We start from the raw sequence: 12685 nt of genomic DNA on the forward strand, positions 1-12685 counted from the left end.
CCACGTCAAAGCACCGTCCGTGCGTTCCCGCGTCTGCCGCTTCGGGCACTACTTCGGTGTCAAGCCGGAGCGCTTGGCCAACGGCCGACTGTCGTTTCCCGATGTGCAGGTGAAGAAGGGAGACGAGCATGACGCCTGAAACCAACAAGGCCGCAACCGTGTTGGCGCACGGCGCGGCCCAATTCCGAAGCTCATCGACCGTAGTTTCCGCTTCGCCGGCCATCCCGGTCAATGGCCCGCGGATGCGTCGTCTCCTGCAGCGCCTGCTGTCCGGGCCGTGCGACCGCGAGGCGCTTGACCGTGCAATCGGCTCCAGCAACTCGCCGGACGTGATTTCCCGGCTGCGTGCCAAGGGCTTCGCCCTACCCTGCGAATCCATCAAAGGTATCGACAGGGACGGATTGGCGATCCGCTGGGGCCGCTACAGCCTGACTGCCGCTGACCGCGAGCGCATTGCGCGAGTGGTGCCGCCTCTGGGAGGCGACCATGAATGAAGCGCAAAAAGCAGAGGGAGGGCGCGGGGTGCCTGGGGTACTACGTCCCCGTGCCGATAGAGTTCATGCGTTCGCGAGCCTGCGCGGAGTTGTCGCCACTGGCAACCAAGTTGCTCATCGACATCTTGGCTCAGCTTGGGCCGACCGGCCGGAACAACGGCGATGTGTCACTGGCCCCGAAGGTACTGCGAACGCGGGGCTGGACCAGTCGCACAAGCATCAATTCCGCGTGCATCGAGTTGGAGGATGCCGGCCTCATCGTCAAGACCCGGCAGGGCGGCCGACTGAACCGCCCCGGATTTTGCGGAGGCTCCAAGTCTTGAGAAGATGGAGCCATGAAGAAATCATCGAAGTTCTCACCTGAGGTTCGCGAGCGTGCTGTCCGGCTGGTGCATGAGCACCGCGGGGAGTACCCGTCGTTGTGGGCGGCGGTCGAATCGATCGCACCGAAGATTGGTTGCGTGCCGCAGACGCTGCTGGATTGGGTCAAGCAGGCGGAAGTCGACGCGGGCGCGCGTCCGGGCGTGACGACGGCGGATGCGCAGCGCATCAAGGATCTGGAACGCGAGGTCAAGGAGCTTCGCCGCGCCAACGAGATCCTGAAACTTGCCAGCGCGTTTTTCGCCCAGGCGGAGCTCGACCGCCGTTTGAAGTGATGTACGGGCTGGTCGATGAGCACCGCGACCGCCACGGGGTCGAGCCGATGTGCAAGGTTCTGCAGATCGCCCCGTCGGCCTATCGGCGCCATGCGGCGCGCTGCAGAGATGCTTCTCTGCTCAGTGCCAGAGCGAAACGGGATGCTGCGTTGCAGCCTGCGATCAAACAGGTGTGGGATGCGAATCTGCAGGTCTATGGCGCGGACAAGGTCTGGAAGCAGATGAACCGCGAGGACGTAGAGGTTGCGCGCTGCACGGTCGAACGTCTGATGCGCAGGCTCGGCCTGCGAGGTGTCGTACGTGGCAGGAAGGTGCGTACCACGGTCGCAGACCCCAAAGTGGCGTGCCCGCTGGACAAGGTCAATCGGCAGTTCAGTGCCGAGCGGCCGAACCAGCTGTGGGTCTCGGATTTCACCTACGTCTCAACCTGGCAGGGCTGGTTGTATGTGGCTTTCGTGGTGGATGTGTTTGCCCGACGCATCGTGGGCTGGCGCGTAAGCACTTCGATGAGTACCGACTTCGTGCTCGATGCGCTGGAACAGGCGCTGTACGCGCGTCAGCCCGAGCGCGACAGCAGCCTGATTCATCACTCGGACCGCGGCTCGCAATACGTGTCGATCCGCTACAGCGAACGACTGGCAGAAGCAGGCATCGAGCCTTCGGTGGGCAGCAAGGGCGACAGCTACGACAACGCGCTGGCCGAGACCATCAACGGGTTGTACAAGACTGAGCTGATCCATCGCCGTGCGCCGTGGAAGACACGGGAGGCGGTGGAACTGGCCACCCTCGAATGGGTGTCCTGGTTCAACCACCATCGCCTGCTCAGTTCCATCGGCTACATTCCGCCTGCCGAGGCAGAGGCGAACTACTATCGGCAACTCACCCGTCGGGCCGACCTCGTGCCAGCCTGACTTAACCCAACGGGCCTCCGCGAAACCCGGGGCGGTTCACCGTGCGCGGTCGCCGCGATCCGCTCAGGCCCAGTGCCTAATTGAATCCACTCTGCGCTAAATCCGGTGCTTTTTTGAAGTCGGAAGGCAAACTCCGCTCCGACCGTCTTAATGTTCCCTGAAAGCCATTGGTTGACGACGCTCTTCGACGCACCTGCAAGTTGACCGAATGACGGCTGGTCGAGGTTTCCCAATTCACGCATCATTTTTTCGATGCGCTCAGAAGTTGTCATTGCCATAAGTTCAGCAATCTAAACGCCTTGGGGTTAAGAGTGCTTTACGGTTTTGGTTTAGATGCAAGTTTCCATTTGCATGCCACCTCAATCACAGCGGTGGCGACATGGGAGGCCTACAAGCTTGACGGCTTAGCAGGGCGGGGAGGGGGAGCGGGGCTGTCGAGGAGGTGTTCAACGCCATTGAGCGTACCGAATTCTTGATAAGCCAAGCCTCAAGGGAGGTGCTTGCAAACCACGCGTGCCGACGAAGCCTGCGAGGCTTCGACAGGGGGTAGTCGTCAAAAGGCTACAAGGTGGCTACACGGCCGGCGATGCACGCAAATCCGGGGGCGGTTTCATCCGCAACCCATTGAATCTATTGGTGGGCCCCCTGGGAGTCGAACCCAGCACCAACGGATTATGAGTCCGCTGCTCTAACCAAGCATGAGCTAGAGGCCCGTGAGGGAGCGGTACTATAGCAAAGCCTTGCGCAGTCGGGTTCCGTTGCGCGTTTTCCGGAGTGTGCGATGTGGCCTGATTTCGCGGGTGGCTCGATCTTCAACCTGATGCAGGGCGTGATTGCCGCGCGCGGTGGCCGGCCGCTCGGACCTCTGCCGGACGGGGTGGATATCAGGCGTTGGGCCGATGCGCCGACGCTGGTGCTGCTGGTGCTCGACGGGGTAGGCATGGCCCAGCTCGATCTGTTGCCGCACACCGCCTTCCTGCGCCGGCACTGTACCCGCACGCTCACCTCCGTGTTTCCGTCGACCACGGCCACCGCCATCACCACCTTCATGACCGGTTGTACGCCTGCGCGCCACGGCGTGACCGGCTGGCATGTGCGCTGCGAGGAGGTGGGCGACCAGGTGATCGCCGTGCTGCCGGTGCGGCCGCGCGGAGACATTGCACTGGGCATGACCGAGGACCAGGCACTGGAAAGGCTGCATCCCGTCGATGACGTCTTTTCGGGGCTGCGGCTCGCGTCGTCGGTGATCAGCCCGGCCGATATCGCGGATTCCTCTTTCAACAGGCGGCACAGCCGCGGAGCGCAGCGGACTGCATATCGTGGCGGCATGATCGGCTTGTTGCAGGGGCTTTCCGGCGTGCTCGATGCCGTGCCGGCGCCCGGTTATGTGTATGCCTACTGGCCGGATTTCGATCACTGCGCCCATCATCAAGGTTGTCGCTCCGACCAGGCTGCAGCGCTGCTGGCCGAAGCCGACGCTGCGCTTGAAGCCTGGTGCGAACGCTGGCAGGGACCACCGATACAGCTCGTCGTGACGGCCGATCACGGTTTCATCGATGCGGCGGCGGAAAGACTGCTCGAACTTGAGAACTTCCCGGCGCTGATCGATTGCCTGGACGGCCCGCTGTCGGGTGAGCGACGCGCGGTGTTCTGCCATGTGAAATCCGGGCGGCGGCGCGACTTCGAGCGTGCGCTGGGCGATCTGTCGCACGCGTGCACGCCGTGGCCGATCGACGATCTGCTGGCGGCGCGGCGATTCGGCGACGGACCTGTTCATCCGCGGCTGCGTTCGCGCCTCGGTGACTGGCTGCTTGAAATGAAGGATGACTGGACCTTGCGCGACACCCTTCCGGGCGAACGTCCGTTCCGGCTCATCGGCGTGCATGGCGGCAGCAGCGCCGCAGAAATGCGGGTGCCCTTGATCGAGCTGTGTGCCGGAAATCGATGAACCGGCCGCATGGCGGGATGGAAGGCTGGCGAGGGCGTTGCCCGGGCGTCCTCGCCGCGCCATTCAGCTCGCGATGTAGCTTTCGAGCTGCCGGATCAGGAACTGCTGGTACTCGATGGTTTCCTTGACCATGTCGCCGATCGACACGACGCCGATCAGCCGGCCGGCCGGATCCAGCACCGGAAGGTGCCGGATGCGCTTTTCACTCATCAGTTGCATCGCCTGATCGACCGTCATTTCGGGCGTTACGTGGATGAGCTTGCTGGTCATGATGTCGCGCACCGGCGTGGACGTCGAGTCCTTGCCCTGCAACACGACCTTGCGCGCGTAGTCGCGCTCCGAGAAGATGCCGGCCAGCGACCCTGATTCGGTCACCAGCACGGCACCGATGCCGCGTTCGGCCATCACGCGCAACGCGTTCAGAACCGAATCTCCGGCCTCCACAGTGGCGACCGGCCCCTTCTTCGCTTCTATTACCTGAGCAATCGTCTTCACGGTAACTCCTCCCGTATGTTGTCCGTGAGATGGGCCGCTCAAGTTTCACATGAACTCAGGTTTCCGTGTCGAGGAAGCTGCGCAGCTTTTCGCTGCGGGACGGATGACGCAGCTTGCGCAGCGCCTTGGCCTCGATCTGGCGGATGCGTTCCCGGGTCACGTCGAACTGCTTGCCGACTTCTTCCAGCGTATGGTCGGTATTCATTTCGATGCCGAAGCGCATGCGCAGCACCTTGGCTTCCCTCGGCGTCAGGCTGTCCAGCACTTCCTTCGTGATGTCGCGCAGGCTGGCGAACAGCGCCGCATCGGTCGGCGCCAGCGTCGCCGTGTCCTCGATGAAGTCGCCGAGATGGGAATCGTCGTCGTCGCCGATCGGCGTTTCCATCGAGATCGGCTCCTTGCTGATCTTGAGGATCTTGCGGATCTTCTCTTCCGGCATTTCCATGCGCGCAGCCAGCGTGGCCGGATCCGGCTCGGCCCCGGTTTCCTGCAGGATCTGGCGCGAGATGCGGTTCATCTTGTTGATCGTTTCGATCATGTGAACCGGGATGCGGATGGTGCGTGCCTGGTCCGCGATCGAACGCGTGATGGCCTGGCGTATCCACCAGGTCGCATAGGTCGAGAACTTGTAGCCACGGCGGTATTCGAACTTGTCCACCGCCTTCATCAGGCCGATATTGCCTTCCTGGATGAGGTCGAGGAACTGCAGGCCGCGATTGGTGTACTTCTTCGCGATCGAAATCACCAGGCGCAGGTTTGCTTCGGTCATTTCACGCTTGGCGCGGCGCATCTTCGCTTCGCCGGTGGACATCTGTTTGTTGATGTCCTTGAGTTCCTTCAGCGGCAGACCGATGCGTTCCTGGATGTCGATCAGCTTGCCCTGTTCCTCGATGATGGCCGGAGCCGCGCGCAGCAGTTGCGCGCCATTCGCCTTGGCTGCGGTAATTTCACCCTTGAGCCAGTCGATATTGGTTTCGTTGCCCGGGAAAACCTTGATGAAGTGGGCGCGCGGCATATTGCCCTTGTCCACGCACAGTTCGAGGATCTTGCGCTCGTGCTTGCGCGCCGATTCCACCATGTTGCGGACCGAGTCGCACAGCTTCTCGATCATGCGCGCGGTGAAGCGGAAGTTCATCAGTTCGTCGGACAACTGCTTCTGCAGCTTGAGATAGGTCTTGTCCTGCGAGCCCTTCTTGTCCAGCGTCGACTGCATCTTGGTGTAGAGCGCCCGGATGCTCTCGAAGCGTTCCAGCGCATCCGCCTTGAGCTGGATGAGCGATGCGCTCATCGCGCCGCCCTCGCCGTCCTCGTCCTCGTCCTCGTCCTCGCCGTCCTCGTCGTCTTCGGCGTCGGCGCTTGCGCTGACTTCCTCCTCTTCCTCGACGGCGTTCGGGTCGATCAGACCGTCGACCAGTTCGTCGATGCGCATTTCATCGCGTGCCACCTTGTCCGCCATGTCGAGAATTTCGGCAATGGTGGTCGGGCACGCGGAAATGGCCTGGATCATGTGGCGCAGGCCGTCCTCGATGCGCTTGGCGATCTCGATCTCGCCCTCGCGCGTGAGCAGCTCCACCGTACCCATTTCGCGCATGTACATGCGCACCGGGTCAGTCGTGCGGCCGAATTCGGATTCCACCGTCGACAGCGCCTGTTCGGCTTCTTCCTCGACTTCCGAGGCATCGACGACGGCCGGCGCGTTTTCGCCCATGAGCAGGTCTTCCGAAGCCGGAGCCTCGTCGAAGACACGGATGCCCATGTCGTTGAAGGTCGAAATGATGGATTCGATCTGCTCGGCGTCGACGATGTCGTCCGGCAGGTGATCGTTGATTTCCGCGTAGGTCAGGTAGCCCCGTTCCTTGCCGAGCGCAATCAGGGTTTTCAGGCGCAGGCGGCGCTGATCGGCATCCATCGGCAGGGCATTGCCCTCGGCCGAGCCGGTCTTGGCAGCTTTGGAATCCTTGGTCCGGGCGTCCTTCGCGGCTTTCGCACCGCGGGCGGTGGCGGGTTTTGCTGTGGTGGCAGGCTTGTCTGCGTTGTCGGCGATTTCAGCCAGCTTGCGGGTATCCTTCGACTTGTCCTTGGCGACCATGTATATCCTCAGATCTGCGTAAAACCAGCCGTGTCGGCGCACGGCGGGCGGTTTCCGGATTGCCGCATCAGCGGCCGCACTGCATGCTGTCCTGGCGCCGCGTCCCGTTGCGGGAACGGAAAGTGGAGGTCGCGCCCTCATCCGGAAAGGACGCGATCAGGGAACCGGACATTATACCTGTTTTAGGGCGTACCTCGCACTCTTTCAAGTCCGGGCCTTCTCCCGCAACAGACGCCCCAGTTCGGCCTGTTGTTCCGCGGACAGCGGGGACTGGCGGCTGAGCGCGGTCAGATGGTTGATTGCCCGGGAAATTTCGGTCCTTCGCAAGTGTTGCAATGTGTCTTCGAACATGTGCGGCAGCGCACCTTCGTCGGCTGGATCTTCGATCGCCGCCGCGATGGCCTCGTCGATCAGCGGCCCATGAGGGCCATCGCGAAAGTGCTCGGCGAAGCCGGCGGAATGCCGCGTGTCGATGTCGCCGTGTTCGATGCTGTCCGCGACAGCCTGGACCGCCTGCAACCATGGATCGTCCTCGATGTTCTCAAGGTGACCGATACGGCCCCCGAGGGCGGGGCGCTGCATCAGCATGCACAGCAGCTTGCGCGCCGGGGTGCTCGGGGGGACGCGTGGTGCCGCTGGCGGCGGCGGTGCATTGAACCGCCCGCTGCGGCGCGGCAGGCGCAGACCGAGCGCCTCCGCCAGTTCCTGTGCTGACAGGCCGACGGCCGGCGCGAGCAGGTGCATGAGCTGGGTGCGCAGCGCGCCGGCCGGCATTTTCGTCACCAGCGGACGCGCTTCCGACACGAACCGGGCGCGCCCTTCGGCGCTGCGCGTGTCACAGCGCGACTGCAGTTCGTGCAGCAGGTATTCGCTCAGCGGCTGGGCGGACAGCGCGAGCTGCCGGAAGCGGTCGGCGCCCTGTTCGCGTACGAAGCTGTCCGGGTCATGCTCGGTCGGCAGGAAGAGGAAGGATGCGACGCGGCCGTCGTTCAGTTCGGGCAGTGCGGATTCGAGTGCGCGCCAGGCGGCCTTGCGTCCGGCGCGGTCGCCGTCGAAGCAGAACACGATGCGGTCGGTCTGCCGGAACAGCTTGTGGATGTGTTCGGGTGTGGTGGCCGTGCCCAGCGTGGCGACTGCGTTGCCGACGCCGAACTGCGCCAGCGCCACCACGTCCATATAGCCCTCCACCACCAGCACGAAGCCGTCATCGCGGATCGCGTTGCGCGCCTGGGTCAGGCCGTACAGCTCGCGGCCTTTCGAGAAGAGCGGCGTTTCCGGGGAATTGAGGTACTTGGGTTCGCCTCGGTCGAGCACGCGGCCGCCGAAGCCGATCACATGATTTCGTCCGTCGAGGATGGGAAACATGATGCGGTCGCGGAAACGGTCGTAGCGGCGTCCTTTCTGCTGACCTTCCGAAGGTTCGGCATCGATCACCAGTCCGCATTCGGACAGCGCCGGTGCCTCGTAGTCGTCGAAGGTTTCGCGCAGGCTCTGCCAGTCGTCCGGTGCATAGCCGATGCCGAAGCGCGCGGCGATCTCGCCGGTGAGACCGCGTCCCTTGAGGTAGTCGATGGCGCGCGGCGTTTTCTTCAGCGACTGCTTGTAGAACTGCGCCGCGCGCGCCATCACCTCGGTGAGCGAGGCGGCCAGTTTGCGCTGCTGCGCCATTTCAGGCGAGAACTCCTCGCGCGGTACCGCCATGCCGGCGTGGCGCGCGAGCTCCTCGATGGCGTCCGGGTAGCTCAGGCCGGAGTATTCCATCAGGAAGCCGATCGCGCTGCCGTGCGCGCCGCAGCCGAAGCAGTGATAGAACTGCTTGCTCGGACTGACCGTGAATGAAGGGGTTTTCTCGCTGTGAAAGGGGCAGCACGCCTGGTAGTTGGCGCCGGCCTTCTTCAGCGGGACGTAGCGCTCGACCACGTCGACGATGTCGACGCGGGCAAGCAGTTCCTGGATGAAGGACTGCGGGATCATCCCGCGTCCTCGCTCAGGCCTTGCCGCTCAACGCGGCCTTCACCAGCGCCGAAGCCTGGGCCATGTCGGTGCGTCCGGCCAGGCGGGCCTTCAGCGGACCCATCACCCTGCCCATGTCGGCCGGGCCGCTGGCCCCGGTTTCCGCGATCACGGCGGCGATGGCTGCGCGCACTTCATCAGCGCTCATCTGCTGCGGCATGTAGGCGGTCAGTATTTCGAGTTCGAACTTCTCGGCATCGGCGAGATCCTGGCGACCGGCGCTTTCGTACTGGCCGATCGAATCGCGACGTTGCTTGATCATCTTGTCGATGACGGCGATCACCTGATCGTCGTCCAGCGTGATCCGGTCGTCGACCTCCTTCTGCTTGATCGCAGCCATCAGCAGCCGGATTGTGCCCAGCCGCGCGCTGTCCTTCGCGCGCATGGCGGCCTTCATGTCCTCGCTGACGCGTTCCTTGAGACTCATGCTGACACCCGGGAAAAAAGAAAGAGGGAAATCGCTGGAGCGACAAACACAAAAAGCCGGCAGCGCAGCGGGCGCATCCGGCTTTTCGTGCTCAACCCCGCTACAGTGCGGGGCCGGGCGATCAGTACAGCTTGGGCGGCAGGGTCTGGCTGCGCAGCCGCTTGTGATGACGCTTCACGGCGGCAGCAAGCTTGCGCTTGCGCTCGGCCGTCGGCTTCTCGTAGAACTCACGCGAACGCAGTTCGGTCAGCGTGCCAGCCTTTTCGATGGTGCGCTTGAAGCGGCGGATCGCAACTTCAAACGGCTCGTTTTCCTTGACGCGAATACCCGGCATACAACAGCCCTCAATGAGCGCCCGCCGCTTGTTCAGGCGGACGCGTAACGGAAAGCCCGCGAGTATATCCGTGTCGCTTCCGGATGCCAAGCGCGAAATCCGGGCCGGGCCGGTACAATGGCTGGCATGTGGATACTTGGCATCGAATCGTCGTGTGACGAGACCGGGCTGGCGTTGTATCACGACCGGCGCGGGCTGGTCGCGCACGCCGTGCACTCGCAGATCGATCTGCATCAGGCCTATGGCGGCGTGGTGCCCGAACTGGCCTCGCGTGACCATGTGCGGCGCATCGTGCCCTTGTACCGGCAGGTACTGATCGAGGCGGGCATAGTCGCAGGCGACATCGACGCGGTGGCCTATACCGCCGGACCGGGGCTGGCCGGGGCCCTGCTGGTGGGCGCCGCATTCGCGGAATCCCTCGCGTTTTCGCTCGGCAGACCGGCCATTCCCGTCCATCACCTCGAAGGACATCTGCTGTCACCCCTGCTGTCCGCCGATCCGCCCGACTACCCCTTCGTCGCGCTGCTGGTGTCCGGCGGGCATACGCAACTCATGCGGGTGTCTGCGGTCGGCGAGTACGAGATTCTCGGCGAGACGCTGGACGATGCGGCTGGCGAAGCCTTCGACAAGACGGCCAAGCTGCTCGGTTTGCCCTATCCGGGCGGACCCGCGCTCGCGGCGCTGGCCGGGCAGGGCCGCGCGGGGCGCTTGCGCCTGCCGCGGCCCATGCTGAACAGCGGTGACCTCGATTTCAGTTTTTCGGGTCTCAAGACGGCGGTGCTCCATGCGGTCAACAAGGGCCTGGACGATACTGGCAGGGCCGATCTGGCCGCCGAATTCCAGGAGGCGGTGGTCGATGTGCTGACCGCCAAGTCGCTGACCGCACTGCGGCAGACCCGGCTGCAGCGGCTCGTGGTGGCGGGTGGGGTCGGCGCAAACCGCCGTCTGCGCGAGCGGCTCGATGTGGAACTGGCCCAGCGCAAGGGCCGCGTGTTCTACCCCGAGCTGGCCTTGTGTACCGACAACGGCGCCATGATTGCCTTCGCCGGCGCCCAGCGCCTGGCTGCAGGGCGCGTCGCTGCGCGCGCCGGTCACGAAATCGCAGTGCGTCCGCGCTGGCCGCTCGACACGTTGTGAGCGCGACGGACGGCCTTCAGCCCGCGGTCGTCTTCTTCGAGCCGATACGGCTTTCCGTGCCATTCATCAAGCGGCGGATATTGTCGGCATGCCGCCAGATGAGCAGCCCGGCCATCGCCGCAAGCGCGCCGCATACCGCCGCCGATCCGGTGAGAAGCAGCCCGCTGATCGGCGCGCTGCTTGCTGCGACCAGCGCAGCAAGCGACGAATAGCGTGTCAGCAGGGCCACCGCGATCCACAGGCCCAGTGCGATCACGCCCGCCATGGGGACAGCGGCGAGCATGACGCCGGCGGCGGTCGCGACACCCTTGCCGCCGCGGAATCCCAGCGTGGCGGGAAATACATGACCGACGAAGGCGGCGACGCCCGCGATCAGCGCTGCGGTGCTGCCCATGCCGAGCGCCTTCACCAGCCATACGGCGACGCAGCCCTTCAGGGCGTCGCCGATCAGCGTCAGCAACGCTGCTTTCCGGCTGCCCGAACGCAGCACGTTGGTCGCTCCCGGGTTGCCGGAACCGTAGGTGCGGGGATCGGCCAGACCGAACAGACGACTGCTGAGCACGGCAAACGGGATGCAGCCGAGCGCGTATCCAAGAACGATGGCGAGGGCGATGCTGGAAGCTGGATTCACGATGAAGGACTGTACGGACGTAGAATCCGGCAATTCTAGTTCGTCACACGCAGCAGGGCAGATATGGACTGTATTTTCATCGAAGGCATGAAGGTGACCGCGTCGGTCGGCATCTACGCGCGCGAGCGCGCGCACACGCAGCAGCTCGAAATCAGCATGACCTTCGGTGTGCCCGACGCGGCGGCCCAGAACGACGACATCAACGACACGATAGATTACGCCGAGGTGGTGAATCGCATTCGCGCCGAGCTCGCGCAGCGCCACTTCAATCTGCTGGAAACGCTGGGCGAGTTCGTGATCAACATGATGCTGGATGATTTTCACGCATCATGGGTCAAGATATCGATTGCCAAGACCGGCATCATGAAGGACGTGCGGCAGGTCGGCGTCACGATAGAGCGCGGGCGTCGCCCATGAAGCCTTTGGCGCGTGCTTCATGCGCCAGCAGCCAGCGTTTGATGTCGATCAGGAATCCGTCGCGCGCGTGAGCGAAGCCGCCGAGCCGTCCGCCGGCGGCGATGACGCGGTGACAGGGAATCAGCACCGGCAGCGGGTTCGCTCCGCATGCTGCGCCGACAGCGCGCGCCGATGAACCGACGCGGCGGGCGATTTCGCCGTAGCTCGTCGTTTCGCCGCACGGAATGTCGCGCATCGCCTGCCACACGGCGAGCTGATGGGGGCTGCCCGCGAGCGCCAGCGGCAGTTCGAAGCCGCATGTCGCGTCGGCCAGATACGCTTGCAGTTGATCGAAAGCCCTCTGCGCAACCGGGTGCTCGCCGCGGCGGGCGGCGCCTGCGGGCAGGAAATCGATGCGGCCGAGCATGTTGCCGGCGATCACCAGGCCGAGGGCGAAGCCTGGCGCAGCCACCACGGCCGCGCAGTCGTCTTCGGCCCGCATCGTCAGGTGCCGTGGGCGCGGCCGGACAGAAGCCGCTGCTTCAGATCGTCCTGCGTCGGCTTCTGACCTATCCAGATCGCCATGAGCCCACGGAAAAAATCCTCTCCGTCCACCGGCTTTGAAACCTCCTTGCCGTCGACCAGCGCCAGCGTGCCGCGTCCGGGCCGCCATTCCAGTACGATGCGGGCGCCCTTGCGCACCTCTTTCAGTGCCTGCAGATCGGCTACGAAAGCATCGATGCGGGGTCGCATGGACTCGAATTCTGCCGCGGGCAGGTTCTTCTTCATGCCCTTGACCAGGGGTTCGGTGAACTGATCGGCCGAAAAGTCCATCAGCGGCACGATGTCTATCCGCTTCGGGCCGGCGGCGGTCAGCGCCGCTGTGTCGCTGTCCGATGGCGTCGACAGGTAGAGGCCTATCGTATAGACCTTGATGATGAACTTGCTGCGCACGCCGGCACCATTGAGCTGCAGAGTCGCGTCTCCGGCCTTCACCGATGCGTCGAAACGGGTGCCTTCGATCTCGAGCGCATGACTGGAGAGCGGTTGCAGCAGGGACAGGCAGATCAGCAGGGCGCGCCAGTTCATATTCATGCTCCATGGGTGGCGTGTGGAGGCGACATTATCCTCGCGATGCACCGTGTCCCGTGTTT

13 protein-coding genes, 1 tRNA gene and 1 other annotated feature are annotated in these 12685 nt (G+C 64.0%); of the genes, 5 read left to right on the top strand and 9 right to left on the bottom strand.

Translation table 11 applies throughout. The features are described from left to right. The first annotated feature begins 128 nt into the window (after positions 1 to 128). The gene (locus A3Q7_RS20085) at positions 129 to 494 is read left to right on the top strand and encodes a hypothetical protein (protein ID WP_157278229.1); all 366 of its coding nucleotides are present in this window, start codon (positions 129 to 131) and stop codon (positions 492 to 494) included. Between the two features lie 335 nt (positions 495 to 829). Further along, a protein-coding gene (locus tag A3Q7_RS0117475) for an IS3 family transposase (RefSeq protein WP_088178478.1) occupies positions 830 to 2061 on the top strand; the annotation gives its coding sequence in 2 pieces (ribosomal slippage) (positions 830 to 1118 and positions 1118 to 2061; 1233 coding nt in all). Next, positions 1108 to 1224: a sequence feature (AL1L pseudoknot), on the top strand. Its footprint overlaps the gene before it by 117 nt. Before the next feature lie 634 nt (positions 2062 to 2695). On the opposite strand, the gene A3Q7_RS0117480 is transcribed toward A3Q7_RS0117475, so the two are convergent. Further along, a tRNA-Ile gene (locus A3Q7_RS0117480) sits at positions 2696 to 2774 on the bottom strand. Between the two features lie 68 nt (positions 2775 to 2842). On the opposite strand from A3Q7_RS0117480, the gene A3Q7_RS0117485 reads away from it, so the two are divergent. Continuing rightward, complete coding sequence (locus tag A3Q7_RS0117485; protein WP_018413209.1) at positions 2843 to 4009, top strand: alkaline phosphatase family protein; 1167 nt, start codon at positions 2843 to 2845, stop codon at positions 4007 to 4009. A gap of 63 nt (positions 4010 to 4072) precedes the next feature. Here the strand turns inward: A3Q7_RS0117485 and A3Q7_RS0117490 are convergent, their stop codons facing one another. The 5 genes from A3Q7_RS0117490 to rpsU form a co-directional block, all read right to left on the bottom strand. After that, positions 4073 to 4504, bottom strand: a complete 432-nt coding sequence (locus A3Q7_RS0117490) for a CBS domain-containing protein (RefSeq protein WP_026224980.1) — start codon at positions 4502 to 4504, stop codon at positions 4073 to 4075. A gap of 55 nt (positions 4505 to 4559) precedes the next feature. Beyond that, positions 4560 to 6593, bottom strand: coding sequence for an RNA polymerase sigma factor RpoD (gene rpoD, locus A3Q7_RS0117495; protein ID WP_018413211.1), 2034 nt, complete (start codon positions 6591 to 6593; stop codon positions 4560 to 4562). 204 nt (positions 6594 to 6797) lie between these two features. Further along, positions 6798 to 8567, bottom strand: coding sequence for a DNA primase (gene dnaG, locus A3Q7_RS0117500; RefSeq protein ID WP_018413212.1), 1770 nt, complete (start codon positions 8565 to 8567; stop codon positions 6798 to 6800). Positions 8568 to 8580: 13 nt separating this feature from the next. Continuing rightward, entirely contained in the window at positions 8581 to 9033 is a 453-nt protein-coding gene (locus A3Q7_RS0117505; RefSeq protein WP_018413213.1) for a GatB/YqeY domain-containing protein, read from the bottom strand. A gap of 121 nt (positions 9034 to 9154) precedes the next feature. After that, positions 9155 to 9367 carry a 30S ribosomal protein S21 gene (gene rpsU, locus A3Q7_RS0117510; protein ID WP_008061479.1) on the bottom strand — a complete coding sequence of 71 codons (213 nt, stop codon included), beginning with the start codon at positions 9365 to 9367 and terminating at the stop codon, positions 9155 to 9157. A 126-nt stretch (positions 9368 to 9493) separates the two neighbouring features. On the opposite strand from rpsU, the gene tsaD reads away from it, so the two are divergent. Beyond that, entirely contained in the window at positions 9494 to 10504 is a 1011-nt protein-coding gene (tsaD, locus tag A3Q7_RS0117515; protein ID WP_018413214.1) for a tRNA (adenosine(37)-N6)-threonylcarbamoyltransferase complex transferase subunit TsaD, read from the top strand. 16 nt (positions 10505 to 10520) lie between these two features. On the opposite strand, the gene plsY is transcribed toward tsaD, so the two are convergent. Continuing rightward, entirely contained in the window at positions 10521 to 11135 is a 615-nt protein-coding gene (plsY, locus tag A3Q7_RS0117520) for a glycerol-3-phosphate 1-O-acyltransferase PlsY (protein WP_018413215.1), read from the bottom strand. Between the two features lie 63 nt (positions 11136 to 11198). On the opposite strand from plsY, the gene folB reads away from it, so the two are divergent. Next, positions 11199 to 11552, top strand: coding sequence for a dihydroneopterin aldolase (gene folB / locus A3Q7_RS0117525; protein ID WP_018413216.1), 354 nt, complete (start codon positions 11199 to 11201; stop codon positions 11550 to 11552). On the opposite strand, the gene A3Q7_RS0117530 is transcribed toward folB, so the two are convergent. Further along, a complete protein-coding gene (locus A3Q7_RS0117530; RefSeq protein ID WP_018413217.1) occupies positions 11524 to 12033 on the bottom strand; it encodes a methylated-DNA--[protein]-cysteine S-methyltransferase in 510 nt (169 codons plus the stop codon). The two genes, folB and A3Q7_RS0117530, sit on opposite strands and share 29 nt — an antisense overlap. Positions 12034 to 12035: 2 nt before the next feature. Continuing rightward, entirely contained in the window at positions 12036 to 12620 is a 585-nt protein-coding gene (locus A3Q7_RS0117535) for a chalcone isomerase family protein (RefSeq protein WP_018413218.1), read from the bottom strand. Positions 12621 to 12685 lie beyond the last annotated feature (65 nt).

This window comes from Methyloversatilis thermotolerans, from assembly GCF_000372885.1.
GTDB lineage: Bacteria > Pseudomonadota > Gammaproteobacteria > Burkholderiales > Rhodocyclaceae > Methyloversatilis > Methyloversatilis thermotolerans.